The organism is Leptospira kmetyi serovar Malaysia str. Bejo-Iso9, from assembly GCF_000243735.2.
In the GTDB taxonomy this organism is placed as follows: Bacteria; Spirochaetota; Leptospiria; order Leptospirales; family Leptospiraceae; genus Leptospira; species Leptospira kmetyi.
Genome location: NZ_AHMP02000003.1, coordinates 1,661,793 through 1,685,365 on the forward strand (window position 1 = coordinate 1,661,793; position 23,573 = coordinate 1,685,365).

At 44.9% G+C, this 23,573-nt stretch carries 24 protein-coding genes; 14 read left to right on the top strand and 10 right to left on the bottom strand.

The window, feature by feature from the left end:
* Window positions 1-21: 21 nt before the first annotated feature.
* Window positions 22-1,716: a TolC family protein gene (locus LEP1GSC052_RS10170; RefSeq protein ID WP_020985575.1), complete on the top strand. Its 1,695-nt coding sequence runs from the start codon at window positions 22-24 to the stop codon at window positions 1,714-1,716.
* Between the two features lie 11 nt (window positions 1,717-1,727).
* Here LEP1GSC052_RS10170 and LEP1GSC052_RS10175 read toward each other — a convergent pair whose 3' ends face one another.
* Both LEP1GSC052_RS10175 and LEP1GSC052_RS10180 read right to left on the bottom strand, forming a co-directional pair.
* Window positions 1,728-2,360, bottom strand: coding sequence for a class I SAM-dependent methyltransferase (locus tag LEP1GSC052_RS10175; RefSeq protein ID WP_010575692.1), 633 nt, complete (start codon window positions 2,358-2,360; stop codon window positions 1,728-1,730).
* 37 nt (window positions 2,361-2,397) lie between these two features.
* On the bottom strand, window positions 2,398-3,189 hold the full coding sequence (locus LEP1GSC052_RS10180; RefSeq protein WP_020986373.1) for a hypothetical protein: 792 nt from the start codon (window positions 3,187-3,189) through the stop codon (window positions 2,398-2,400).
* 110 nt (window positions 3,190-3,299) lie between these two features.
* On the opposite strand from LEP1GSC052_RS10180, the gene LEP1GSC052_RS10185 reads away from it, so the two are divergent.
* Window positions 3,300-3,728, top strand: a complete 429-nt coding sequence (locus LEP1GSC052_RS10185) for a MarR family winged helix-turn-helix transcriptional regulator (protein ID WP_010575694.1) — start codon at window positions 3,300-3,302, stop codon at window positions 3,726-3,728.
* Window positions 3,729-3,803: 75 nt separating this feature from the next.
* Here the strand turns inward: LEP1GSC052_RS10185 and LEP1GSC052_RS10190 are convergent, their stop codons facing one another.
* On the bottom strand, window positions 3,804-4,754 hold the full coding sequence (locus LEP1GSC052_RS10190) for a cytochrome-c peroxidase (protein WP_010575695.1): 951 nt from the start codon (window positions 4,752-4,754) through the stop codon (window positions 3,804-3,806).
* Between the two features lie 182 nt (window positions 4,755-4,936).
* On the opposite strand from LEP1GSC052_RS10190, the gene LEP1GSC052_RS10195 reads away from it, so the two are divergent.
* The 4 genes from LEP1GSC052_RS10195 (at window position 4,937) to LEP1GSC052_RS10210 (ending at window position 8,964) form a co-directional block, all read left to right on the top strand.
* Window positions 4,937-6,130 (top strand): NAD(P)/FAD-dependent oxidoreductase, encoded by a 1,194-nt coding sequence (locus tag LEP1GSC052_RS10195; protein ID WP_040913456.1) that lies wholly within the window; start codon window positions 4,937-4,939, stop codon window positions 6,128-6,130.
* Between the two features lie 2 nt (window positions 6,131-6,132).
* Window positions 6,133-7,131, top strand: coding sequence for a sigma-70 family RNA polymerase sigma factor (locus LEP1GSC052_RS10200; protein ID WP_010575697.1), 999 nt, complete (start codon window positions 6,133-6,135; stop codon window positions 7,129-7,131).
* Between the two features lie 154 nt (window positions 7,132-7,285).
* Window positions 7,286-8,137, top strand: a complete 852-nt coding sequence (locus LEP1GSC052_RS10205) for an alpha/beta fold hydrolase (RefSeq protein WP_040913458.1) — start codon at window positions 7,286-7,288, stop codon at window positions 8,135-8,137.
* 158 nt (window positions 8,138-8,295) lie between these two features.
* The gene (locus LEP1GSC052_RS10210; protein WP_010575699.1) at window positions 8,296-8,964 is read left to right on the top strand and encodes a Crp/Fnr family transcriptional regulator; all 669 of its coding nucleotides are present in this window, start codon (window positions 8,296-8,298) and stop codon (window positions 8,962-8,964) included.
* Window positions 8,965-9,021: 57 nt separating this feature from the next.
* Here the strand turns inward: LEP1GSC052_RS10210 and LEP1GSC052_RS10215 are convergent, their stop codons facing one another.
* Together LEP1GSC052_RS10215 and LEP1GSC052_RS10220 are read right to left on the bottom strand one after the other, a co-directional pair.
* Window positions 9,022-10,185 (bottom strand): acyl-CoA dehydrogenase family protein, encoded by a 1,164-nt coding sequence (locus tag LEP1GSC052_RS10215; RefSeq protein WP_000284122.1) that lies wholly within the window; start codon window positions 10,183-10,185, stop codon window positions 9,022-9,024.
* A 278-nt stretch (window positions 10,186-10,463) separates the two neighbouring features.
* Window positions 10,464-11,564 (bottom strand): CaiB/BaiF CoA transferase family protein, encoded by a 1,101-nt coding sequence (locus LEP1GSC052_RS10220; protein WP_341853235.1) that lies wholly within the window; start codon window positions 11,562-11,564, stop codon window positions 10,464-10,466.
* A gap of 380 nt (window positions 11,565-11,944) precedes the next feature.
* Between LEP1GSC052_RS10220 and LEP1GSC052_RS10230 the strand changes: the two genes are divergently transcribed.
* Window positions 11,945-13,024 carry an NHL repeat-containing protein gene (locus LEP1GSC052_RS10230; protein ID WP_010575702.1) on the top strand — a complete coding sequence of 360 codons (1,080 nt, stop codon included), beginning with the start codon at window positions 11,945-11,947 and terminating at the stop codon, window positions 13,022-13,024.
* A gap of 15 nt (window positions 13,025-13,039) precedes the next feature.
* On the opposite strand, the gene LEP1GSC052_RS10235 is transcribed toward LEP1GSC052_RS10230, so the two are convergent.
* Window positions 13,040-13,426, bottom strand: coding sequence for a DMT family transporter (locus LEP1GSC052_RS10235; RefSeq protein ID WP_010575703.1), 387 nt, complete (start codon window positions 13,424-13,426; stop codon window positions 13,040-13,042).
* 76 nt (window positions 13,427-13,502) lie between these two features.
* Here LEP1GSC052_RS10235 and LEP1GSC052_RS10240 point away from each other — a divergent pair, with 76 nt between their 5' ends.
* Together LEP1GSC052_RS10240 and LEP1GSC052_RS10245 are read left to right on the top strand one after the other, a co-directional pair.
* Window positions 13,503-14,339 (top strand): alpha/beta fold hydrolase, encoded by an 837-nt coding sequence (locus LEP1GSC052_RS10240; protein ID WP_010575704.1) that lies wholly within the window; start codon window positions 13,503-13,505, stop codon window positions 14,337-14,339.
* Window positions 14,340-14,499: 160 nt separating this feature from the next.
* Window positions 14,500-15,756 carry an acyltransferase family protein gene (locus tag LEP1GSC052_RS10245; protein WP_020985947.1) on the top strand — a complete coding sequence of 419 codons (1,257 nt, stop codon included), beginning with the start codon at window positions 14,500-14,502 and terminating at the stop codon, window positions 15,754-15,756.
* Here LEP1GSC052_RS10245 and LEP1GSC052_RS10250 read toward each other — a convergent pair.
* From LEP1GSC052_RS10250 to LEP1GSC052_RS10260, 3 genes are all read right to left on the bottom strand, one after another.
* Window positions 15,743-16,543 carry a hypothetical protein gene (locus tag LEP1GSC052_RS10250; RefSeq protein ID WP_010575705.1) on the bottom strand — a complete coding sequence of 267 codons (801 nt, stop codon included), beginning with the start codon at window positions 16,541-16,543 and terminating at the stop codon, window positions 15,743-15,745. The genes LEP1GSC052_RS10245 and LEP1GSC052_RS10250 overlap by 14 nt on opposite strands.
* The gene (locus tag LEP1GSC052_RS10255; RefSeq protein ID WP_010575706.1) at window positions 16,540-17,163 is read right to left on the bottom strand and encodes a lipoprotein; all 624 of its coding nucleotides are present in this window, start codon (window positions 17,161-17,163) and stop codon (window positions 16,540-16,542) included. Before LEP1GSC052_RS10255 ends, LEP1GSC052_RS10250 begins: the two co-directional genes overlap by 4 nt.
* Before the next feature lie 104 nt (window positions 17,164-17,267).
* Window positions 17,268-18,170, bottom strand: a complete 903-nt coding sequence (locus LEP1GSC052_RS10260) for a hypothetical protein (protein WP_020986653.1) — start codon at window positions 18,168-18,170, stop codon at window positions 17,268-17,270.
* Between the two features lie 44 nt (window positions 18,171-18,214).
* Between LEP1GSC052_RS10260 and LEP1GSC052_RS10265 the strand changes: the two genes are divergently transcribed.
* Both LEP1GSC052_RS10265 and rsx read left to right on the top strand, forming a co-directional pair.
* On the top strand, window positions 18,215-18,763 hold the full coding sequence (locus LEP1GSC052_RS10265; RefSeq protein ID WP_010575707.1) for an RNA polymerase sigma factor: 549 nt from the start codon (window positions 18,215-18,217) through the stop codon (window positions 18,761-18,763).
* Window positions 18,760-19,824: an LIMLP_03685 family anti-sigma factor gene (gene rsx / locus LEP1GSC052_RS10270; protein WP_020986063.1), complete on the top strand. Its 1,065-nt coding sequence runs from the start codon at window positions 18,760-18,762 to the stop codon at window positions 19,822-19,824. The genes LEP1GSC052_RS10265 and rsx overlap by 4 nt, the downstream gene beginning before the upstream one ends.
* A 29-nt stretch (window positions 19,825-19,853) precedes the next feature.
* Here rsx and LEP1GSC052_RS10275 read toward each other — a convergent pair whose 3' ends face one another.
* Window positions 19,854-20,162 carry a DUF1272 domain-containing protein gene (locus LEP1GSC052_RS10275; RefSeq protein ID WP_040913464.1) on the bottom strand — a complete coding sequence of 103 codons (309 nt, stop codon included), beginning with the start codon at window positions 20,160-20,162 and terminating at the stop codon, window positions 19,854-19,856.
* A 146-nt stretch (window positions 20,163-20,308) separates the two neighbouring features.
* Between LEP1GSC052_RS10275 and LEP1GSC052_RS10280 the strand changes: the two genes are divergently transcribed.
* From LEP1GSC052_RS10280 to LEP1GSC052_RS10290, 3 genes are read left to right on the top strand one after another with little or no spacing between them, the layout of a single operon-like run.
* The gene (locus LEP1GSC052_RS10280; protein WP_010575711.1) at window positions 20,309-20,632 is read left to right on the top strand and encodes an LIC10965 family protein; all 324 of its coding nucleotides are present in this window, start codon (window positions 20,309-20,311) and stop codon (window positions 20,630-20,632) included.
* Between the two features lie 59 nt (window positions 20,633-20,691).
* Window positions 20,692-23,025, top strand: a complete 2,334-nt coding sequence (locus LEP1GSC052_RS10285) for a TonB-dependent receptor (protein WP_010575712.1) — start codon at window positions 20,692-20,694, stop codon at window positions 23,023-23,025.
* 8 nt (window positions 23,026-23,033) lie between these two features.
* Entirely contained in the window at window positions 23,034-23,408 is a 375-nt protein-coding gene (locus LEP1GSC052_RS10290) for a hypothetical protein (protein ID WP_010575713.1), read from the top strand.
* Window positions 23,409-23,573 lie beyond the last annotated feature (165 nt).

Consider the following 23,573-nt stretch of genomic DNA (forward strand, 5'->3'; position numbering starts at 1 on the left):
GTCCATTAAGTAGGCACTTACATGGATCTTAAAAAGGAAAGGACTCGCAGAAAATTCAGAAATCTTCTCATTTTCGGAACCATCCTTTTTACTGCGATTCAGCCCACTGCCGGAGAGGACATCATTCCAAACGAAACCGTTTTGGAAGAGGAAAAAAAATCTTCGGACGGGAACCTAAGCGATTCTAGAAGGGTACTGCGTTTAACTCTAAGAGAAGCGGTCAATCACGTCCTCGAAAAAAACATCACGATCCAAAACGCAAAGATGGAATACGTAAAAGCGGACGGAACGGAACTCAAAAACGAGTCCCAGTTCACTTGGAATCTCATCGGCGGGATCACGGTCTTTAAAACGAATCTTCCCAACAACCGAAACAACGTCTTCGCCGGACAAAAACAAAGTCAGGACAAGATCAGCGTCGGGATCGAAAAGAATTTTAGAACCGGTACCTACGCAAAATTCGAAGCAAGCACGACCCGTTTCGATACGAGCGCTTTTGAAAATCCGCAGACCACCCCTTCCAACCTTACGTTTCTTGCGATTCCTCCGCAGTACACGAGCGCCCTTACGATCACTCTGAGCCAGGAACTTCTCAAATACAGTTTCGGGAAAACCCAGAAAGACAAAGACGCAATCATCCGACAAAACACCGTCATCAAACGGGAAGAATTGATTTATACACTTTCTCAACTCGTGGTTCAAACCCTCGTTCAATACTGGAGTTTGAATATCTACGATTCCAACGTAAGAACCTTGGAAGAACTGCAATCCAACACGAAAAACATCCGCGATCTTACCGCGAGAAAACGCAATCTCGGACTTTCCGAAAACTTCGAAGTCAATCTTTGGAGTTCCATTCTTTCCCAAACCGCCGGGAATTTGGAAAAGGCGAAAGTTTCCCGCAAAGAAGCGGAAAGAAACCTGATCCGTATTTTAAACGCGGATCCTACTTCTAAAATCGAAGGTGTTACCGATCTTCAAGAGGAAGTTCCCGCGGATTTCGAAGTGGAAAAGGATTATCTCTACGCTTTGGATCATAGAACCGATCTGAAGAATCTTCGCAAACAAAGAGAAATCGCTGAACTCAACCTAAGAATCAAAGAAGCGGAAGATATGCCTTCTTTGAAAATCTCCGGCGCTTATTCCACAAGAGGTCAGAACATCGTTTCTCCTCAACAGAACGTCACCGATACGAATCGCGGTATCGCTTCCTTTAAATATCCCGAAGCGTATGCGGCGTTCCAATTTTCGTATCCACTGTGGGACAAGGGAATCAAAGCGGATATTCGAAACGCCAAATTGGATGTGGAGAATTTAGAGAAGAAAGAAGCCGAACTCAAACTCAGCATCAAAGAAGAATTGTCCAACCGTTATGCGGCGATCGTTGCCGATAAGGATCTCTTTGAAGGCGCGAAGAAAAGAAAAGAAGAAGCCAACAAATACTACAGAGGTCTTTCCGAACGTTTTCGTCAGGGGAGATTTACCGCGGTGGCCGTGAAGGCGGCATTGGATAACGTGATTCAATCCGAACTGCAAGTGACTCAATCCAAGATTCAGTTGAACATCGACATTCTACGATACGAACTCGCAAAGAATCATATCTTCGAAAAATTCGGCGTCAACGTAAACGATATCATCGATCGTTTGATGAAGATGGTGGACACCGCGCAACTTCAAAGCGCGGCATCCGCAACCAATCCTCCCGAACAAAAATAATTCTTTTTCGTTTATTTGATCGCGAACCCGTACACGTGCGGTCGGATCGGAAGAAAAATCATAGGAAGCGAACGTTTTTCGATTTGTAAACTCGAGAAATTCGCGTTCTGAAGCGTTTGATACGTATCTCTGTTCAGATGACAACCTTCGAAAAACCAACGCCAAGGTTTATAAACGATCTTCTGAATCCATTCTATCCAAGAACCCTGCTCCGCGGCGACGTGTTCCAAAAAAACGAATTTTCCTCCCTTTTTTAAAACCCTCTGAATCTCTTTCAAAACCTGTTCGGGTTTTTCAACGGTACAAAGAACCAAACTGCAAACCACCGCGTCCACGGAAGAATCCGCAAACGGAAGTTTTTCCGCGGATAAATTCATCAGCTCGACATGGACCGAATACTTTTCCGAATTCTTTTTCAAAAGAGAATGTACGGTCTTGTTCGGCTCCACAGCGAGAAGAGTCGTTCCCGGTTTGAAATATCTCAGGTTCGAACCGACTCCGGGACCCAACTCTACGATCTTTTCGGGCATATTCTCGAAAAGATTCCTTTTGATCTTTCGGTATTTGTAATGGATATATCCCTGCAAGGATTGGAAAAAATACGCGTTTACCAAGCTCAAGGCGGAAGTTTTTTGGACACACATGATAAATTCTCTCTTATGTTTTTATTATATTCAATTTTTAGAATTCTTTTTGATTTTCCGGATTCCAATTTCCGGGAACCATCCACAACGCTTCGGAATACGCGACGCACTTGCGGTCTTCGATTCTGTAAATCGCGGTTCCGGCGATTCTCTGCCTTCTGTTTCTTCCGATTTCCCAAGATAGAATCGCGTAAGGAACTTCCGGGAAAATAGGTTCCAATAATCTTCCGCGCAATTTCGCCAGAACGATCAAGGTCGGTTCCACATAAGAAACCGCAAAACCTCCGGGACAATCCAACGCGGCCCATACGATCTCGTTGCGGACTTTTCCGTCCGTTCCGCTCAAATCCTTCCAAGGATTCCAGAATGCTCCGTGCAGATGCGTAAACCCGACTTGATCCGATATCTTTGCGGGAAAGATTCGCATCCCGTCTTCGTGATTCCGATTCGGTCCGCATACGAAACAAGTGGGGAAAGGATGTTGTTTAAAACCTAAGTATTCTTTTTCGGGATGTTGAATTCCTTCCAAAGAAGAAGAATTCAATTCGGGAACGTCCCTATAAAACTCGGAGTCTTCCTTTGCTTCCGCGATCACTAGGTTCGATTCTTTACTCACCAATCGAATTCCGTTCTTACCCGAATCTCCGGAATAATACAAGGTTTCGCCGAGCGGAGCCGGAGCTCTGATTTTGATAACCGCGGCTTTGTGTTCGATCGGATTGGCTGTGATGCCCGCGACATATCCTCCGTTTCCGCTCTTGGGAGGTCCGCAGTATTTTTCGTTGATCTCAATACTTTCAAAGTTAGAAATGGATGAAGTTTGTTTCATAAAGATTTGTGTATATCGAGAATGGAAACGGTCAACGTCTTTGATCCGAGGAAGAATCTCCGATGTCGATATTTGCTTTTGGTACAAAGCATTTTTAGGAGCCGTGTTGTATGAGCGCGCAACCCGAAAAGATCGTACACTTGCTCTCCGGAATTTCGGAAAGAATCTTCTTCAGTCTTTCTTTGAGTTATGAAAAGGAAGGATACAAGGACATCAGTCCTCCGCAAGGAGCGGTGCTCTGCGCGTTACGAAATCAAATACCGGAGTCTATGACTTCCATCTCCAAAAAAATTTTCAGAGATCGATCCACGGTCACGCAGATCGTCAAACGATTGGTCGCCAACGGTTACGTGGAACGATTCAAGAACGTGCAGGATTCTCGGGTTTCCGAAATCATTCTCACGGAAAAAGGAAAGGCCGCGAGGTCCGCGGTGGTTCGTTCTTCCCGAAAGATGTTCGCGAGAATTTATAAGAATACCACCTTCGAAGAAAGAAGAATTTTGATCGGGCTTTTGGAAAAAGTGGATTCGGGAAGTTGAGGATTTTTACAGATTAAAAACGGCCCGCGTAAAATCGAGCCGCTCTCGTTAAAGTGGAGGAATTCCCCAAAAACATTAAGCTTTTGGAATTTTAGGCATTTCTAATGGATGCGATTCGCCTTCCAAGGATTTCAGGAACTCGATCAGATCCTTCTTTTCCCCTTCCGTAATCGTAGCCGGTTTTAAAAGAGGATCTTCGATGGAGCCGCTGGAACCGCCCTTTACGAAATGATCCACGACGTCTTCCAGTTTGGTGAACTTTCCGTTGTGCATGAATTCGTTCTTTTTACTCACGTCGCGTAAACTCGGAGTTCTTATCTTTTGTGCGATCCCGCTCAAACCGGTGGTATGCTTTTCGGAATCGGAAAAGTTCGGACCCTTATGACATTGAGAACACTTCGCCTTGTTCATAAAAACGTCGAGGCCGCGTTTCTGCGAAGGAGAAAGCGCGGATTCTTCCCCCATCACGTAACGATCGAATTTTGAATTTTTGGATACGATCGTTCTTTCGAACGCTGAGATCGCCTTTACGATCCGATCCATAGTGATACCGGGCGAGCCGAATGATTTTTCGAAAAGCTCCCGATATTCGGGAACCTGATTGAGTCTTGCGACGATCGTTTTTTCGTCCTTTAACATCACCGCGGTATGAATTCTTTCTTTTACGATCTCTTCCAGATCGTTCGCCTGCGGATCGGCGAATACGTCCTTATACAAACCGACGTTCGTCAACGAAGGCGCTGAGGATTTGTGGATCTTGTTTCTCGGTAAAGAATTTTTTTCCGAATTCTGAATTTCCACGGAATGACAGATGGCGCAGTTCGTATCGCCTTTTAGAGAAAGTCGCTTATCAAAATAGAGAAGTTTTCCCAATTCCACCTTGTCCTTGTTGTAAGGATTGTTGTTGGGATGAATTACGTTCTTTACGACGAAACCTTCCAGTTCCGTCTTTTGAACCGGTTCCTTGCAGGCCCCGAAGGCGGCCAGAAGCGAGATGAGAAACAAAATGGACAAAATCCTAAACATGTGGACCATCCTGGGTCAATGGTTCGAACGACGGGCTCTTCTGTCAATTCGAATTTAGAACAATTCTAATTACATATTCATGAATGCCGATTCGGGCAAAGTTTTTTAAGAAAGAAAAAATTTACGATTTTTGTCACGGGAGAATTCCGGGCCGCGTCTTCCTTGCAGACAGGGAGGCAAACATGTCACAAGTCAAAACCGTTTTGATCGCAGGCGGAGGTTACGCGGGAATCGTCGCGGCCAATCGTCTCGTCAGAAAGAAACTTCCGATAGAAATCGTTTTAGTCACGGCCCAGGAACAATTCCAGGAAAGAATCCGCAATCATCAACTGCTCGCGGGAACTCTCAAAAAAACCTATTCGGTACGATCCTTGTTGCACAAAAAAGTAAAACTCGTGATCGAAAAAATCGCAAAGATCGAAACCAAATCCAAACGCGTTCTTTTGGAAAACGGATCGAATGTATATTACGATCATCTTATATACACTTTGGGAATTCAAGGATCGCCCGTGGAAACGACCGGAGATTCTTACGTTGCGGTTTCCGACGTGGAAGCCTGCGCGAAAATGCATGAAAGAATCAAACAAAATCCATCCGCTAAAATCACCGTTCTCGGCGCGGGTTTGAGCGGCATCGAAACCGCCGCCGAACTTGCGAAAGTGTTTCCGAAATCGACCGTGACTTTAGTGGACGCAAACGTTTTCGGAAAAGGCTTTTCGGACGAGGGAAAAAACAGAATGATCGGATTCTTCTCCGAAAACAATGTGGAAATATTAGAAAATACTAAAATTCTAAAATACTCCGATAAAAAACTTCTCGCCGCGAACGGCGGAGAAATCGACCACGACTTTTGCGTATTGGCAAACGGTTTAACCGCGTCCAAGGTCGGAAGCGCTTCGGGTTTAAGAACCAATCCGATCGGTCAGGTTTACGTAAATCAATTCTTGGAAGTGGAAGATCATCCCGAAATCATCGGCGCGGGCGACTGCGTCCAAGTCGTTTCGAGCGGTTACGATCATCTGAGAATGGCTTGTGCGACCGCGCTTCCGATGGGTGTTTATGCCGCGGAAAGACTTTCCCACAAACTCGGAATCGATTCTAAAAAAGGAAAAAACCCGTTCTCCTTAGCGTATCTCGGAAGAAACGTAAGTCTCGGAAGAGAGGACGCGGTCGTTCAAGAATCGAACCCGGACGATTCTCCCACCGATAAAATCTGGACCGCAAGAAGCGCGAAATGGATCAAGGAACTGATCTGTAAATTTACGATCCTTTCGTTCCGATTGGAAAAATCGTTCGATTTTTATTTCTGGAAATCCTTTCCTGAAAACAAGAAAGAATTCGAAAGCGGAACCCTCGCTACGGAAACGGAGAAATAATCTTGGACAGACTCGGGCAATTTTTAGAACACAAGTCTCTCGTTTTCGGGATCGCGTATCGTATGACCGGAAGCGTAACGGATGCGGAAGACATCGTTCAAGAATCCTTTCTTCGCTGGGAAAAATCCGGTTCCACCGAAATCCGATCGCCGAAAGCGTTCTTATCCACGATTGCAACGCGTCTGTCTTTGGACACTCTTCGTAAAGTGAAGAATAAACGCGAAACCTATATCGGGCCTTGGTTGCCCGAACCGATTCCGACTTCGCCGGAAATGGAAGAGCCGGATCCTGAAACCTTGGATCTGGCCTTTCTTCATCTATTAGAAAAATTGAATCCGATTGAAAGGGCAGTTTTTATTCTCCGGGAATCCTTCGATGTGGATTACAAGATCATCGCGGAGGCCGTGGGAAAAACGCAGGAGAATTGCAGACAAACTTTAAAAAGAGCGAAGGATTCTCTCAAGTCGGAAAGAAAAAAATATTCTCCCGATAAGGAAACGAAACGAAAACTGCTTCATAACTTTTTATTGGCTTCTGCGAAAGGACAACCAGAACTTCTTCTTCCCTTTCTCAAAGAGGAGATCGTTCTCTGGTCGGACGGAGGCGGGAAGGTTCACGCGGCGAGAATTCCTCTTTTCGGCAAAGAACGAGTCGCTTCGTTTCTCATCCGCACTTCCAGAAATCCGATCTTTATTGAAACCGAATTTTATTACGCCGAAAGCAACGGCGCGGAAAGCCTTCTCGTTTATAAGGACGGTAAGCCGGTTTATCTCAGAAGCTTTCTTATGGACGAAAACGGAATCAAATCCATCTATACGATGTTAAACGACGATAAGCTCCAAGCCTTTGCGAACAAACGGGAACTCTTGGACAAAAAGATCATCGTTCCTCTGGAATTTTTTCTTTTGTTCCCCAAGTCTTCGATCCAAAACCCGACTCCTCCGATTTGGACCAAACCTCTTTTAAAATTGGTTCACTGGGCGATCACGCGTAAAAAGTAGATTATCATAGGATAATCGCATTCTCGGTTCGGAGAAGGCTCGCGGTCTTGACATTTTCCGCTTCCTAAAGCAAACTCTGGTTATGAAAAATCTAACCCGCATCTTAACCGTATTGTATATCGGATGGATCGTCGCATGTTCGGGAGGACAGGAAATGCAAACCGTGATCGAAGAACCGAAAACTCAAAGCGAGGAAAAACCCACCGGCTTTATTCCCACTCGAATGGGTCGTATCGCGTATTGGATTCAGGGCAAAGGAGACAATACCCTGATGCTTCTTCATTCCGCGGGTCCCGGTCACGAACATAGGGACTTCGAAGCGATCGTTCCTACATTAGCGGAATCTAATAGAGTGATCAGCATCGATTGGCCCGGTCACGGAAAATCCGAATCCCCTACTCCTTTCGAGTCCGCGTCCGCGGTGGAATTCGCGAACGTTCTTCCGGAGGTTATGGAAAAACTCGCGCCTCAGGGAGCGGTTTTGGTGGGAAATTCTCTCGGCGGTTTCGCTTCCATGAATCTAGCATTAGAAAAACCGAATTTAGTTAAAGGTTTGATCCTTGTGGACACGGGCGGTCTAAACGATCCGGATTTTAAGTCGAGAATTTTCGTAAAACTAATGAGCACTCTTTGGTTCACCGGAGCGACTTGGAATTCTTTTCCGAACTATTACATCAAAGTGGAAAACGATTACACAAAATCCATTCTCCATAGAATCGAAGAAAAAAAATCGGTGGAAGGTTCCAAAAACATCAGAGCCGCGATCTGGAAAAGTTTCGGAGACGAAAGACACGACCTCAGGGAAAAAGTTTCCAAAATCTCCGCGCCCACCCTCATCGTTTGGGGAGAAAGCGATCCGGTGATCGTTCCCGAACTCGGAACAAGATTACACGAAAAGATCAAAGGTTCCAAACTCGTGTTCTTAAAGACGGGACATGTTCCGTTCGCGGAAGATCCGAAAGGATTTTTAGCAGCTACGATTCCGTTTTTAAAATCGATTCGTTAAAAAGAATCGATCGTCACACTTACGAAAATTTGAATATTTCTGCCGACCCTATATGGAACGAACCAAGGGTCGGCTTTTTTTGGAAAATTCTTTCCAAGAGAGCGTTTCTCGTTTCAATATGATTTGCAAAAATTCCAAGATCGGTTTCACTGCTGCGAGTGGCAGAATATCCAGTCGCGGAAAACAGTCCGGAATGGTGGACGATCTACGAAACGGTGAACTTGATTTCGCCGATTCCGAAAGAGGTTTGGACCCAAGCAGAACTCGTCTATACGGTGAAAGAACTTTCCTACGGAGATTTTTTAATCCGACAAGGAAAAACTCCAACCGAGTTCGCGTTCGTATTCTCGGGTGTTCTTCGCGAATACTATCTCACACCGGACGGAACCGAATACATCAAAAGTTTTAACTTTCCGGGAGAATTCACCGGTTCGTATTTCGACCTTCTCACCAAACAACCCTCCACGTGCAACATACGCGCGATCACCGATTGTAAACTCGCGGTCGCAAACTTCTCCCACCTAACGGAGTTATACGATACTCATATCGCGTGGGAACGTTTGGGAAGAATGGTGGCTGAAAATCTTTTTTTAAAAAAAGCAAGAAGAGAATACGAACTGCTCGCCTTGAGCGCGGAAGAAAGATACGAACTTCTCAAAAGAAATTATCCGAACATAGAGGACGTCATTCCTCAGTATCATATCGCTTCTTATCTCGGAATCACCCCGGTTTCTCTCAGCAGAATCCGTTCCGGGAAATCGAAAAAGGAAAAGAAGAAAGATTCTCTCTCCGTCAAGTCCGTCGATTCGACAAACGACTCAAAATAAAAAAGGCGCCGGTCTTTCAACCAAGCGCCTTTGAAAATCCGAACAAGATCGGATTTCTTATTTAGCGGAAGCCGCCTCGCGAATCACGTAAGCCGCGATTTCGTTTTTCTGAATCTGAGTGGTTCCTTCGAAGATACAAAGAATCTTCGCGTCTCTCATCAGTTTTTCAACCGGATATTCTTTTGTGTAACCGTATCCGCCGAAAATCTGAACCGCATCCAGAGCGCATTTCATTGCGGTTTCGGAAGCGTGAGCTTTTGCGATCGCGGAATACTTCGGAAGTCTCGGATCATCGGCGTCGGACATTCTCGCCGCGAGATAAGTCACTTGGCGGGAAGTTTCAAGACCGATGGACATATCCGCAAGCATGTGCTGAACCGCTTGGAAGCTGGAGATCTTGGATCCGAACTGCTCTCTTTGTCTCGCGTATTTGGAAGCGTAGTCAAGAGCCGCTTGAGCGACACCCACTCCCATAGCCGCAACGTAAGGACGAGAAGCGTTCAGAGTTTGAAGTGCGTAAATAAATCCTAAGTTTTCTTTTCCGATCATGTTCGCTTCTTCAACGGCACAATCTTCAAAGATGATCTGACGAGTATCGGATGCGCGGATTCCGAGTTTGTCTTCTTTTTTACCGACGGTCAAACCGGGAGTGTCTCTTTTAACGTAGAAACAGCTAACTCCTCTGGTTCCTCTTCCTTTATCGGTGTATGCAAATACGGTATAAGCTCCGGCGCTACCGCCACCGGTGATCCATTGTTTGGTTCCGTTGATGACCCACTTGTCGCCTTTTTTAACGGCGGTTGTGCTCATACCGGGAACGTCCGATCCTGCGCCAGGCTCGGAAAGACAGAAAGATACTCCGTATTCTCCGTCAACGACCGGTTGTAACCATTTCTTCTTTTGCTCGTGAGAAGCACCCTTCAGGATAGGAAGGATTCCAAGACCGGTATAACCGAAACAAAGAGAAATTCCGAGGCATCCTCTGGAAAGTTCTTCGGTAACAAGGCACTGCTCAACAGAACCGAGTCCCCAACCGCCGTATTCTTCGGGGATGGTCAAACCGTTGACCCCGAGTTCTTTTCTCATACGATTGATGAGTTCTTCGGGGTGTTTATTTTCTTCGTCCCAGTGGATTGCGACTTCGTGTGTGATTTCTTTCTTCACGAAATTGCGGATCTGGTCCCTGATTTCGAGCTGTTGTTCAGTAAATTCCTGGTACATCGGTTTTTCCCTTCTTGCGAGAGTGTTCTGATCCTACTTTTTTTTTTACAGCGATTAGATCAAACCAAAATATGGGGGAAAAACCGTAAGTCCCGCTTGTTTTTGAGCTTTTTTATTCATTCTAAATTTGGAATTTAGATACCCGTAATGGACCTCTTCGAAACGAAAGCGTATCTATATAATTCTTATCATATTCAAAGAACGAACGTTCTGTTTGGGTTTTCAAAGTTTTTGAATTAGGAAAAATATTTCGATGTCTTTCCTATTTCAAAGTTAAATCAAATCACTTTTTCCTTTTTCATCGTTTCGATTTCCTCCTCCGTATAACCCAGAGAACGGTAAATCGACGTATTATGTTCCCCGTGTTTCGGCGGCTCCAAACGATATGTGACCGGGGTTTCGGAGAACGGAAAGGGCGCACCGAACTGAAAGTAGTCCCCGTATTCCGGATGTTTTTTATCAAGGATCATTCCCCTTTCTTTGAGAACCGGATCTTGGCTCACCTCTTCCATCGTTTTTACCGGAGTCAGACAAGAATCCCCGTTTTCAAAAAGAACATTCAAATCTTCTAATGTTTTTGAGGCGAAATAAGAGGTGAGAATCTCCTTCCATTTACCGAAGTTTTTTTCCTCGGCAGGAAATTCCTCCAGATGTTTGTCCAACCCGGATTGACGAAGAAACGTTTTGAAGAACATGTCTTCAAGAGCGCCTAACGCAACCCATCTTCCTTCCTTGGTCTGATAAACATTATAATTCGGTAATTTACCGGAGAGAAGTTCGTTTCCCCCTTCCGGATTTTTTCCAGTGGCGGCGTAAATTCCTCCGTATAAGGAAAGAAATGGAAGGGAAGAATCCATCATCGACACGGCGATCTTTTGTCCTTTGCCGGTTTTTTCCCTCGCATACAAGGCAGCAAGAATGGAAGACAAAGCCGTCATCGTTCCTCCGCCTATGTCCGCGAGCTGGAAACCGGGTATCTGAGGCGTTTTGCCCGTTTGAGAAAGAACTCCGGATAAGGAAAGATAATTCACGTCGTGACCCGCGAAGTCGCGGTATTTTCCCTCGGTTCCGTAACCGTAAATTCCGCAATAGATCAATCTAGGAAATTTTTCCTTGAGATCGTCGTAACCGAGCCCCATCTTGGAAAGTCCGTCCGGTCTGAATCCTTCCAAAAGTATATCAGCATCTTCTAATAGTTTAAAAAGTATTTCCTTGGATTTTTCCTTTTTCAGATTGAGAGTGATCGCTTTTTTATTTCGGTTTAACATAAGGAACAAGGAAGGCGCTCCGTTCGCTTTTTTAAACATGACTCGGGTCGCGTCCATCGCTCTCGGGTTTTCGATCTTGATTACGTCCGCTCCCATATCTCCCAAATACATGGAGCAAAGCGGACCGGGAAGAAGCAGACTTAAGTCGATTACTTTTACGCCGGAAAGTGGACCTTTGTTCATCGGATAACAACCTCTCAAAGAAGAATCTTTGCCCATAGAGACGAAAAGATGAAATTGAGATACCTTTTTTTTCGGCGATTTTTACGATTCGTCTCCGATCGATACGCTCGGAAACTCCGCCGCTCCGTTCGACTTGCTGTTTTACGAAATTTAATTTCTCGTTTTCGCGTTTCGGTCTTCGCGATTCCATGGGCGCGCGCTCGCAAAAACTTCATTTTTTTGGAAAAAAGAAATTTCCTTCTCTATTTTTCCTATCGTAATTTTTTCGAGTAAGATTATTCTGGAATGGTTTCGTTTGGATAAATACGATGATCTACAGAATTCTTTTTTTATTCTTCCTTTTGATTTCCTGTTCTAACGAACAGGTTTACAATCCGAGTATTTTTATGAGTCAGGCCTGGAAGGAGAATACGTTCTTGGACTGTATTCTCAAGGAATGTTACTTGTGTAGAATGAAAGTGACAGGCAACCCGGTCGTCACCTTGTTTGCCGGAACCGGAACCGCTTCCAGCGTCGACGGAGACATCTCGACCGCAACGTTCCAAAACCCTTTCGGAATCGAATTGGATTCGTTCGGAAATATTTACGTTTCGGAACAAAACGTGAACAAGATTCGTAAGATCATTCCTTCAACCGGCGTCGTTTCCACTCTGACCACCAGCTTCACGTTAGGCGATCCCGCCGGAATCAAATACGATCCGGTCACCGGAGACAAATACGTTTCCTGTAAAAGTAGCGCGCAGATTTATAAGATCGACGCGCAGGACCAATTTACCCTGTTCGCGGGAAGCCCGGGCGGTACTGCGGGACTTCAAAACGGAGACAACTCCGGCGCGCTGTTCAACGGTCCCTTCTTTATGGATTTCGATCGTGAAAGAAATTTATACCTGGGAGAACTCGGCAATCACGACATTCGAAAATTCAATCTGAACTTTCAATCCGTCAGCACGTTATCGGGAAGTTCGTTGGGTTATCAGGATGGAAGCGTTTCGACTGCCTTATTCAAATCTCCGATCGGTCTTGTTTACGATCGAAAGAAGAATTCTTTGTTAGTCGTGGATATCCAGGATCATCGAATTCGCAAGATCAACTTGGACACGATGCAGGTTTCCACTCTTTTAGGAACGGGAACGGGAGCCAGCGTGGATGGAAACGGTTTGAACGCTTCGTTCTTCGGTCCCGCTCACATTGCGTTGGATAACAGCGGCACGATGTTTGTGTCCGACTCGAATTCGAACAAAATCAGAATCATCGATCCCGATCTCAACGTTACTACGATCTCTTATACGTTTGCAGCGATCGGAGTGATTAAGATCGATTGCGCGAATCAAAGACTTCTTGTCGCCGATTCAACCGCGAACAAGATTTTTCAGGTTACGTTTCAGTAAGAGTTGCGCGATCAATCACGACTTCGCCTCGAACATATTGGCGGCGCAAAGCCAAACGCCTGCGAGGATCAAAACGATTCCCGCCCATTGAGGCCAAGTCAATCTTTCCTTAAACGCGATTGAAGAAACGATCAACACGATGATAAAACCCGCGCTCGTAAAAACGGGATACGCAAGAGAAAGTTTTAAACCCTTTCCTAAAACGAAACGATAACCCAAAAGCGCCAAACCGAAAGAAGCCAAACCGCCGATAAAGATCGGATTGAAAATAACTTGAAGAAGTCCTGGAAGTCCTTCCGGTTTTTCGGAAGCGTCGCCTAAAGAACTCGCCTTAATGAGAATGTTTGCAAGTGCGTTAAACGCAAGAGCGATGATAAAAACGATAAGGACTTGAATCTGCATGAAAGGCTCCGGTTTTGACTTTACGAAAACCAGTTCACCGCAGGAGTTGGAAAGATCAAGGTCAAATCTTTTCATCATGCTCAGAAAAACGTTCTCCTTTCAAGGATTGAATCTTTCTTATATCGATACGGACTCGAATTCTTCGTCGAAACCGATCCTTCTTCTCTGCCACGCGAACGGCTACAGCGCGCTTACTTATAAGTTTTACATCGAATCTCTTCGCAATACGCACAGAGTGATCGCCTTGGATTTTGCAGGTCACGGGGAATCCGAAGGAACCGTAAATTTTAAGAATTGGTATTTTTTTCGAGATCAGATCCTCGCTTTAATTCGACATGAGAATTTGGAAAACGTCGTCGGAGTCGGTCATTCCTTAGGAGGCGCGAGTCTTCTTTTGTCATCGTATCATTCTCCCGAAAAGTTCAAGAAGGTGATCGCGCACGATCCGGTTGCATTAGATTTTTTGCAAATAACTTATTCCAGACTTTTTCACAATCCTCTCGCGAAAGTCGCGATCAAACGAAGAAGGGAATTCAAGGATCTGGATACGGTTCGTAAAATTTATAAACGAACTCCTTCCTTTTCGCGTTGGGACGATACGATCTACGAGGATTATATTCAAAGTTGTTTTAGAATCGGCGAAAACAAACAAGCGCTGTTGCGTTGTGCTCCCGAAATTGAGGCTAAGATTTTCGATTCGGTGAGTTATCTGAGTTTGTATCAATACGGAAGAATCAAAACGGAAACCCACTTAACGATTCCGAATCCCCACGAAGTTTGTTCCCCTTCCGGCGCGAGAAGGATCACTTCCGGAGATAAAAAATCGACTCTGGAAATTTGGCCGGGAACCACTCATTTTTTTCCGTTCGAGGAAAAACAAAAAACCTTGGAAAGAATTTTAGGCGCCTTGTGATTTAGAAAGTTCGCAGAGTTGTTAGGAATCTCCATTCTAACGCAAAAAAAATGGCGTTCGCAGTTTCGGAATCCGTATTTGTTCACGGAGATCCGTACGTTCCGATGCGATTCGAAAACCCTGATCGAAACGCGTAAGTTCGGCATTTCCCGGACTTACCATGCTCAAATCGATCAAATATTATTTTTTTGGAATATTCCAATCCGATCCGAGAGAAATCTCTTCCTTAAACGGAATCCGCTGTTTGGGTTTTTTTCTTCTGGTATTGGGACATCTTCACATAGGTTTCGAAATGTTCATCCAGGACAAAAGCTGGATCATGCGAAATCTATTGTATTCCACGAGCCAGTGTATGGACATTTTTTTCGTTCTAAGCGGCTTTTTGATTTCGGGTCCTTTGTTTAAGGAAATCGAAAATAAGAATACGATCAAACTCGGAAAATTCTTCAGCAAACGTACGCTTCGAATTTTTCCTCCTTACTTCGCGTTTCTGATCTTTCAGACATTTATCATCGCGCCTCTTTTTATAAAACTTCGTCCGGATTATACGGAATACATCAACAATCTTCAATCCAAGGTCGTTTACGATTTTTTTTACGTTTCCAATTACGTGATGGGAACTCTACCGCACGGTTGGTCTCTTTCCTTGGAGGAACAATTCTATCTTTTATTTCCTCTTTTTCTTTTGTTGATCTTTAGAAAGGTCAGAAAGAGATACAGACTTCATACGCTCTTCGGTTTTTTAGTCGTTCCGATTTTGTATCGTTGGATCGTATTCCATTCGGTGATAGAACCTGCCGCACCCGAACTTACGAGAAAACTCTATCTCGAAAATATCTATTACCCTCTCCAGGGAAGATTGGATTGTCTTTTTACGGGAATTCTTCTCGCTTACGTTTACAATACGTATCCGAAAGAGATTCAAAACTTCTTAAACGATCCGAAAAAATTCCGCATCGCGTCCTTAGCCGCTTGGGGCTCGTTGATCGTAGTTTCCGCTTTTTTCTGCGAATACGACAAAGGACTGATTTCCATGGTATTTCGCTTTAATATCAACTCCGTTTCCTGGGCTACGATCGCTTTGTTGTCGATGAAATCCGGAAGTTGGACGAATCGAATCTTTTCTTGGAGAATATTCTCGCCCGTGGCGAAGTTGACTTATTGCACGTATCTCATTCACTTTTTCTTTCAGGGGATTCTCGCTCCCGTATTCATCAACGCCAAAACCGCGAAGTATTCGGATCTTCTTTTGAACACGATTCCGATCGGTATCGTTTTATTGTTGTTAGGTTATATTTTTCATCTGATCACCGAAAGACCCTTTATGCTCATTAAGGAAAAATGGTTCGGGAAAGTAGTAGAAATGCAACCGGCGTTACGGGAATCCGAATCGAAGATCGAAGTCAATAATACTTGAACAACTTGATCGTCGCTCCGTAATCGAAATCGTTTTTTTGAAACGTCGTATTCGGAATCGCTAATGTTCCGTCCGGAGTATAACTTCTCGAAGTAGTAACCGGAACGGATAACCCGACGCTCAAAAGATCGAGATGCGCCAACAACCCCGGCGCGACGATCGTTGAATATAAATTCTCCTTTTGAGGATCGTATTGGATCACTCTCGAAACTTCCACGATCCACTCGAATACCTCGGCTTTATAGGAAAACCAAAGATCGAAATACCATACCTTCTCGAATTCTTCCCCTCTTCTTTCGCGAAGATACGGAGTGACCTGGGTGTTCCATCGCGCTCTCGCAAAAAATCCCCAAGGACCTTTTCGAAACAATAAACCGCCGTAAAATTCCAAGTTTCCGAATTTTTCCGAACCGATCTCCAATCGTTCCTTACCGGTCGCGAAGAAATAATGCGAACCGCCGATCGCGCTCAAATCTCCGAAGTTGTATAAAATTTTTAAACCGACTTGCTGTTGATTCAGATGTTCTCTTCGATTTTCACCGGATTCCTGAAGCCTCGTATAAGGCGCGGAGGCAAAGATCGAAAAATTCTTTCCCAACGTTTTCTCCGCTTGAATCGAGACGTTCGTGGTTTCCTTTTTGGCGGTTCCAGATTCTTGAATTTGTTTTTGAAAAGCCCCCGCAAAACGATCTTTCGGCTCAGGAGAAGTAAAGAATAAGGATTCTCCGAAAACGGAAGAAAAGCAGATAAATACAAGAATAACGTAAATTATAATTTTATAATTCATTGAATCAAAATTCCGCCCAAACGAAACGCTTCCTTGACAAGAGGGGACAAAACCTCGTAACCCCGATACGTAAGATGTCCTCCGTCCATCAACATGTCCGGCGTGATTTCCGCGGTAGGATCCAATATGAATTCGTCGTGGATCGTAGATTTCATCTTATCGTTCAACTGACGCGTTGCGAAGATGGGCCAAGGGGCTTCGACGTTCCAAAAACCGATTACTACGATCGAGTCGCATTTCGACTTCATCACTTCGATCGTATCCCGTTGTCTTTGAACCGTTTCGGAGATACGTGCGTCGTTTACCGGAGAAACGATCCCCAAGTAATCGTTCGCGCCTCCGTTATAAGTGCAGGCTCTATAATGTCCTTCCACGTTTTGAGCGGCGGTTAGAATCTGTTGTGTGTTTCGATTCGGAAACGCGGCCTTTACAACCGTGAACGGATCCAAGGATTCTTCCGGCCAAAAAGAAGAGATGCTGTCCCCCACCATCAAAAGCGACGGACGTTCCATAATCAGATGCAGAAAAATTTCGGCGTTCGAATCGGAGGATTTAGTATCGCAGGCGAAAAAGACGAATAACGTAACGAATAAGAATCGTTTTCTTTGTTTTTGTTTCATACGCGTAACATCCTTCGATGTTACGAAGGATAACGCATTGATCTACGAAATCGAAAAACGAGTTCGCCAAATAAAAAGAAAATCATTCCGAAGAATCTTATTTTTTAAAAGACCCAGGTAATCGCAATGGACGAGGTTCTGCCTCCGTCGTTCGTCGACAAGCGAACGCTTCGAATGCTTCCTTCCGTCAAACTTGTGCTACTCAAAACGACGTCTAACGTTAGAACCGCGGCCAAAGCGATGCCGTAAAATTCCTTCTGTTGATTGAACTCGGTTTTTTCCATGATATGACCTCTCTGCGTAACGACGAGTTGCGGAGCCTGGAATTGGAAAAACAAAGTCGGGAAATTGTTCGTGCTCGCGTTTAAAGGAGAACTTATACTCGCGATCCAAGGAATGACCGCTTCCGAAGCGGGCGGACCGAAAGGCGCTTGGAAAAAACGTTCCGGTGTCGCGAAGAATTCAAAACCCTTGTAAAGAATATAAAGCTCGGAGAAAGCGATCAAACCGCCCGTCGCTTTTATTTTATAATCGTCGGAAAGCAAAAGCGGAGACCAACCCGGAATCAAGGCTTGTACGGGATACCACCGACTTCGTTTGGGAATCTCCGTTTTCGATGTCGCATTAATTTCGGGCGGATTTTGAGCGTCGTTTTTCGAAACTTTATTCAAAACCGGAGAGGAAGATTCCGGCGCCGATGGAATTGGCGACGTCGAAGTCGTTTCGGCAAGTTTTTCTTTTTTAGGTTTCTTTCGAACGGAGAATTCAGGCAGAATCGACTCCACTTTAGAGAATTCTATCGTTTGAACCTGATTTCCGATCCGAATTTCGACCAGATTCCCCGCTTTCATCCGAACTTGATCCGCTTTGATTCTCTGACCGTTCTTTAGAATCAAAACATCGGCTCGAATTTTCGAGGAAAACGCGAAGGCGAGAAACACCGAAAGGGAAAGAAAAAACTTTTGTACCGTTTTTTTAGAAAAAGAATCAATAATTTTGGCGAACATGCAATCGTCCATTCGTAGTAAGTCTTGGAAGCGCCCCCGCACGAATGAGTGTAACATTAGACAACGTCGAGTACCTTTATAAGAGTTACTACGATAAACTCAAGTTTTTCTTTTTAAAGTCCGGAATTACAACCGAGACGGCGGAAGAACTTTGCCAAGAAACTTTTATCAAGGTGTACAATCATAGGGAAAAGTTCGACGCAACCAAAGGATCGGAAAGTACGTGGGTGTATTCGATCGCAAGGAATGAGTTGATCGACTTTTACCGCAGGAGCCATAAAGAAAAGAATTTAGTGGAATTTTCATCATGGGAGAACTTAGTTTCCTCATATGAATCCTCAGTTTATAAATTAGAAGAACAAAAAATTTTAATGGAGAAATTGAAGAAATCGATTTCACTATTGAAAGAACCGGAACGATCAATCGTTATTCTTCATTGTATACACGGGAAATCGATCGCGGAAACTTCCGAGCAAACCGGAGTCGCGCAAAGAACCGTAAGCAGAAGATTGGTCTCCGCGCTCACTCTTCTTAGAGAAGAATTAAAAATGTTGGGAATCGATAAAACCTGGTTGGAAGGAGTGAAGGAATGAAAGATCGTTCGAAAGAAAATCTACTTCACTTATTTTCGGACGGCGATCGATCCAAAGAACTTCCGGAGGAATTGAAAAACGATCCGGAGGCCCTCAGAGAATATTTCGATTTGATCCGGGTCAAAACCCTTTTAAGTTCCTTAGATCCGAAAGACTTTCCGATTCCGCAAAAAGTTTCTGCGATTTCTTGGCAAAAGAAAACCGGCGCCTTTCTTCTGGCCGCCGCTTCACTTTTAATCGTTTTTGGAACGTTCTTATATTATCAAATGCGAGAGGATTCTTACAAAATCGTCTTAAACAAAAAAGCGTCTCAAGGAATCTGCGAACAAATTCAAATCGGAAACGAGATTCAATTGCAGACGCAGGAAAATTCAACCTGCGATCTCGGATTAAACGGACAAGGAGAATTCTCCATACGTGCGTTTCCCAAAACGCGCTTCACGGTAAAATCCGATTCTCAAACTCTGAAAATCGAAGTTCGGGAAGGTTCAGTTCTTTTTTCTTCCGTATCAAAACGCGAAGGTTCCGTCGTGGAAGTGAACAGTCCTCATATCCGCTCCGTTCTGCTCGGAACCTCCTTGTTGGTTTCCGCAAATCCGGATAAGGAAAAAATCGTTTTGATAGAAGGACGTATCGAAGTACAAATATTAAATTCTTTGAATGCTTCCGAAAAACCGATCGCGGTCGAACCCGGCTTTATCGCGGAAGCGACGAACATCGCCGAGGCGAACGATCCTTCCCAAACCTATCGGATTTCCATAAACAAAATGTCCCCCAAGGAAGAATCCGCTCTACAGTCCCAACTGGATTCCGTAGGAAGAATCCGCGAAGGAAATTCTCCGAAAGAATACGACAAAGCCGATCTGGATTCGATCGAGAATATTAGAAATTCCGAAAGTTGGTCTTCGAGACCCTATGTTCAGATCACGACGAACGACGGAAAAACTAAAGAAGGATATCTTACCGAAATCGGGGACTTCTATTCGATTTATACGATCGACTCGGGATTGATCCGAATTCCCAAATCCTCGATCGTCGAAATGTCCACGCTTCGACAATAACTCTTTCCATTTGTTCTTATCGGGTTCGTTTATCTTTTTTCGGGCGGAATCGAAGAAAGTTTTTTTACGAACTCGAGATGCGCTTCCGTATTGATCGGCCGAAATTTTTTCTTCGTGCTCGCCGGATATTTTCCCAAGTAATTATCATCGTTCCAGTTATGTACGGGACGAATCGGACGCGGAACGAAATTTCCTCCGCAGTTCGGGCAGATCCCGAAAAGAAATTGTTCGTAACAGGAAACACAAAACGTACACTCGAACGTACAGATCATCGCTTCGGTGGATTCCGGAGGCAATGGTTTATCGCAATTTTCGCAACTGGGTCTTAATTCTAACATGATCCCTCCGGAACGAGGGAAATAAAAACTTTTTTCCAAGTCAAGTGAATCAATCGAAAAGAAACAAACCGTAAAAATTCGGGAATTATGATTTTACATTCTTTCGCCCCTTATTAATATTGGCTTATCATTAGCATTAAAACGAAATGATCGCAAAAGGTCTCAAATCCGGATTTCTCGCCATTCTGCTTACGCTTTTTGTAAGCACGGGCCTTCATATCCACTCGGAAAGGGAGAATCGGACCTTTAACAAAGCTACGTTTTCGGTCGATCAGGATTCTCAGCGTACGCAGACTTGTCCGATCTGTCAGTTCCAAAGAAGCGCGCATTCTTTTTGGAATCCGGATTTTCAATCCACCACTTGGTTTCCCGTTTCGCAAAGGGAAGAATTTTTTACTTCCGCAATCATCGTTCTTACTTTCAGCTTCGATCCGATCCGTCTCGGCAGAGCCCCTCCTCTGAACTCCTAAAATCCAAAATCGTTTTATCCGATTTCGTTTTAAAATGGACTTTTGTCCGGGAGTTTCGCTTGAAAAGGCAATCATTTTTATATATTAGAATATTCTTATTTTCGATTTTTATTTCACCGTTTTCTTTGTTCGCTTTAGATGTCGCATTAACGGGCGTTGTCAAGGACAAGGACGGAAATCCGATTTCTAACGCAAGGATTCTCATCCAGGAATCCAGAAAAGGCGCGATCACGGACGACAAGGGAGAATTCGTCTTAGATCACGTTCCTCCCGGCAAATACACCGTGATTACGATCGCAAGGGGTTATCAATCCGAAACCATTGGGGTTCAGATAAACGACAAGGATCAAAAAATCCAATTCGTTCTTTCCAAAAGTTCTTTGGACGAATCCGCGATCAACGTCACCGCAAAATCCACGATCTCGGACTTTCTCACTTCTCCGCAACCGATTACGGTTCTTTCGGGAAGACAACTCGATCGTCAAAGGGGCGAGAACGCGATGTCCGCGATCAACAACACTCCCGGCGTTTCGAACCTGACCACGGGCGCGGGAACTTCCAAACCGATCATCCGGGGTTTGACCGGACAAAGAGTTCTTGTGATGACCGACGGAATCCGTCAGGAAGAACAACAGTTCGGCGACGATCACACGGTGGAATTAGACGCTTTTAATATTCAAAAAATTGAAATCATTCGGGGACCGGGAAGTCTTCTCTACGGTTCTGACGCGTTAGGCGGTGTTGTCAACGTGATTCGGGACAAGGCTCCTCTCAGCGGAGAGGGCGTTCCCAAAATGGCGGGAATCTTCAACTCCAACAGTTATTCCAACAACAAACAGGACGCGGGTAACTTTGCGATCTACGGGAACATCGACGGCTTCGGTTATCGTGCGAGTTCGAACACGAGAAAGGCGGGAAGAATCACGACTCCGAACGGAACGATGCGCAATACCGGCATGATCGAAAAAAATCAAAGCGCTTCGATCGGCTCGGACGGCAAATGGGGAAACTTCTATGTGGATTCGTTTCGTAGAGAACAAACCCAGGATCTTTTGGACAACCCGAACGAAAATCCGGGCGCGACCGTGTTTCAAAAACTGCTTCACGAAAAATCGCATTTCCATTCTTTCTTTATCTTTTCCCCGGGAAACTTGGAGATCGATCTCTCGTATCAAAGAAACAATCGAAGAGAGATCGAATCCAAAAACAAACTTCTTCCGATCAAGGACGTTCTTTTGGACGAAAGCGTGGACGTTTTCGATAAGTCCTTTCAGTTTTATCAGGTAACTTCCAGAGCGAAGAATCAAGGCCTGAATCTTTTTCTCGACACGGCGACGGCCGACGCGAAGTTTCATCACAAACCCATATTCAATCTTTTGAAAGGAACCTTCGGAGTTTCGGGTTTGGAACAAAAAAACAGAACGATCGGAACCGAACCTTTGATTCCTTCTTACGGAATCGTAAACGTAGCGGGTTATTTTTTAGAGGAACTCAAACTCGGCAACGTCACGTTGAGCGCGGGAGTTCGAGCGGATAAACGATCCGCGGATATCCGTAACAACGCCGCGTTAGGCGTAACCGAACGCACGAAGAACTATTATGCGACAACGGGTTCGACGGGGCTCGTTTGGAGAATCGATAAATTCTTTTCTACGGTGTTGAACTACGGACGGGGGTTTAGAGCTCCCACTCCTTTCGAACTTTTTTCCAACGGAGTCCACGAAGGAACCGGAAAATTCGAGATCGGAAAGGATTCCTTAAAACCGGAATATTCGAACAATCTGGATCTTTCGTTTCGATACGCCTCTTCGAGAATCCAAACCGAAATCAGCGTCTTTCAAAATCACATTCAAAATTTCATATATGCCGCGAGCATCGCGGAGATCGACGTCGATTCCGGTTTGCCCAAATACAGATACAAACAAGGCGACGCGGTTTTACGCGGGGGAGAATTTTCGATCCAAGCGGAACTCACCCGTAAACTCGTGTTGTCCGGCGGGATCGATATCGTTCATTCCAGAAATCAAAACGACACGAATCCTCTTCCCCGAACGACACCAAACCGCGCACGGGCCGGGCTTCGATGGACGGAGGATTCCATTCTCGGGTTAAAGAACTTTTACGTTTCGGTCAACGGAAGATTCTACGATTCTCAATACAGGGTCGATCCGAAGGAAACCCCCACGAAGGGTTACAATCTTACGGACATCGGATTCGGTTTCGAACTTCCCAACTTCGGAGACGGAACCTCCAAACCGAGCCTGGACTTCAGCGTTCAAAACGTATTCAACGTTTCTTATGTGGATCATCTCAGCAGATACAAGGACTACGCTCTCAACCCGGGTGTAAACGCGATCTTAAAGGTTTCGTTTCCGTTTACGATGGTTCAATAGGAGATTTTATGAAACAGTATATTCTAATATTCTTAATGATTCCGATTCTTTTCTGTCAAAAGGACAAGGAAGAATACGAAAAGGATCAAACCGTCCGTCTTCTCGCGGGTGCGTTTAACGAAACCCGTTCCGATTGTGTTTATTGCACGGACACGCAGGCGTTTCAAGGAAACTGTTCCTGTTTTACGAACATTCCTGTTTGGAGTTGTCAAGGTCGTTCTGCGGGACGTCAGAAATCGAACTCGGTGAAAGTTTCCTGCGCGGATCTGACTGCAAAAGGGGTTTGGACCGATGACCCCGAAAACTCCGGTGCGAAATCCTGTTCCTATTTGACCTGTCCTCCCGAAGCGTATCGGGCCGCGTTCACTCCGGACGGAATTTGAATTTCTCGGGATCGTAAGTTTGTCGGAGTTCCGACGATCTTGTCGGAACATTCTCGGAAATCCGAAAACCGATTTACAATTTCGCCGAGGATTTCTTTGATTTGAAAAGAGCAAACGGCCTCGTTCGTTGCCCGCGTAAAAGCGGCGACGCTTCCAAATCGTTTC

What these genes read in the sequence shown, in the direction of transcription:
- LEP1GSC052_RS10170 (WP_020985575.1), top strand. Translation starts at nt 22, where the DNA reads ATGGATCTTAAAAAGGAAAGGACTCGCAGAAAATTCAGAAATCTTCTC.
- LEP1GSC052_RS10175 (WP_010575692.1), bottom strand. Translation starts at nt 2,360, where the DNA reads ATGTGTGTCCAAAAAACTTCCGCCTTGAGCTTGGTAAACGCGTATTTT.
- LEP1GSC052_RS10180 (WP_020986373.1), bottom strand. Translation starts at nt 3,189, where the DNA reads ATGAAACAAACTTCATCCATTTCTAACTTTGAAAGTATTGAGATCAAC.
- LEP1GSC052_RS10185 (WP_010575694.1), top strand. Translation starts at nt 3,300, where the DNA reads ATGAGCGCGCAACCCGAAAAGATCGTACACTTGCTCTCCGGAATTTCG.
- LEP1GSC052_RS10190 (WP_010575695.1), bottom strand. Translation starts at nt 4,754, where the DNA reads ATGTTTAGGATTTTGTCCATTTTGTTTCTCATCTCGCTTCTGGCCGCC.
- LEP1GSC052_RS10195 (WP_040913456.1), top strand. Translation starts at nt 4,937, where the DNA reads ATGTCACAAGTCAAAACCGTTTTGATCGCAGGCGGAGGTTACGCGGGA.
- LEP1GSC052_RS10205 (WP_040913458.1), top strand. Translation starts at nt 7,286, where the DNA reads ATGCAAACCGTGATCGAAGAACCGAAAACTCAAAGCGAGGAAAAACCC.
- LEP1GSC052_RS10215 (WP_000284122.1), bottom strand. Translation starts at nt 10,185, where the DNA reads ATGTACCAGGAATTTACTGAACAACAGCTCGAAATCAGGGACCAGATC.
- LEP1GSC052_RS10220 (WP_341853235.1), bottom strand. Translation starts at nt 11,564, where the DNA reads ATGTATTTGGGAGATATGGGAGCGGACGTAATCAAGATCGAAAACCCG.
- LEP1GSC052_RS10230 (WP_010575702.1), top strand. Translation starts at nt 11,945, where the DNA reads ATGATCTACAGAATTCTTTTTTTATTCTTCCTTTTGATTTCCTGTTCT.
- LEP1GSC052_RS10235 (WP_010575703.1), bottom strand. Translation starts at nt 13,426, where the DNA reads ATGCAGATTCAAGTCCTTATCGTTTTTATCATCGCTCTTGCGTTTAAC.
- LEP1GSC052_RS10240 (WP_010575704.1), top strand. Translation starts at nt 13,503, where the DNA reads ATGCTCAGAAAAACGTTCTCCTTTCAAGGATTGAATCTTTCTTATATC.
- LEP1GSC052_RS10245 (WP_020985947.1), top strand. Translation starts at nt 14,500, where the DNA reads ATGCTCAAATCGATCAAATATTATTTTTTTGGAATATTCCAATCCGAT.
- LEP1GSC052_RS10250 (WP_010575705.1), bottom strand. Translation starts at nt 16,543, where the DNA reads ATGAATTATAAAATTATAATTTACGTTATTCTTGTATTTATCTGCTTT.
- LEP1GSC052_RS10255 (WP_010575706.1), bottom strand. Translation starts at nt 17,163, where the DNA reads ATGAAACAAAAACAAAGAAAACGATTCTTATTCGTTACGTTATTCGTC.
- LEP1GSC052_RS10260 (WP_020986653.1), bottom strand. Translation starts at nt 18,170, where the DNA reads ATGTTCGCCAAAATTATTGATTCTTTTTCTAAAAAAACGGTACAAAAG.
- LEP1GSC052_RS10265 (WP_010575707.1), top strand. Translation starts at nt 18,215, where the DNA reads ATGAGTGTAACATTAGACAACGTCGAGTACCTTTATAAGAGTTACTAC.
- rsx (WP_020986063.1), top strand. Translation starts at nt 18,760, where the DNA reads ATGAAAGATCGTTCGAAAGAAAATCTACTTCACTTATTTTCGGACGGC.
- LEP1GSC052_RS10275 (WP_040913464.1), bottom strand. Translation starts at nt 20,162, where the DNA reads ATGTTAGAATTAAGACCCAGTTGCGAAAATTGCGATAAACCATTGCCT.
- LEP1GSC052_RS10280 (WP_010575711.1), top strand. Translation starts at nt 20,309, where the DNA reads ATGATCGCAAAAGGTCTCAAATCCGGATTTCTCGCCATTCTGCTTACG.
- LEP1GSC052_RS10290 (WP_010575713.1), top strand. Translation starts at nt 23,034, where the DNA reads ATGAAACAGTATATTCTAATATTCTTAATGATTCCGATTCTTTTCTGT.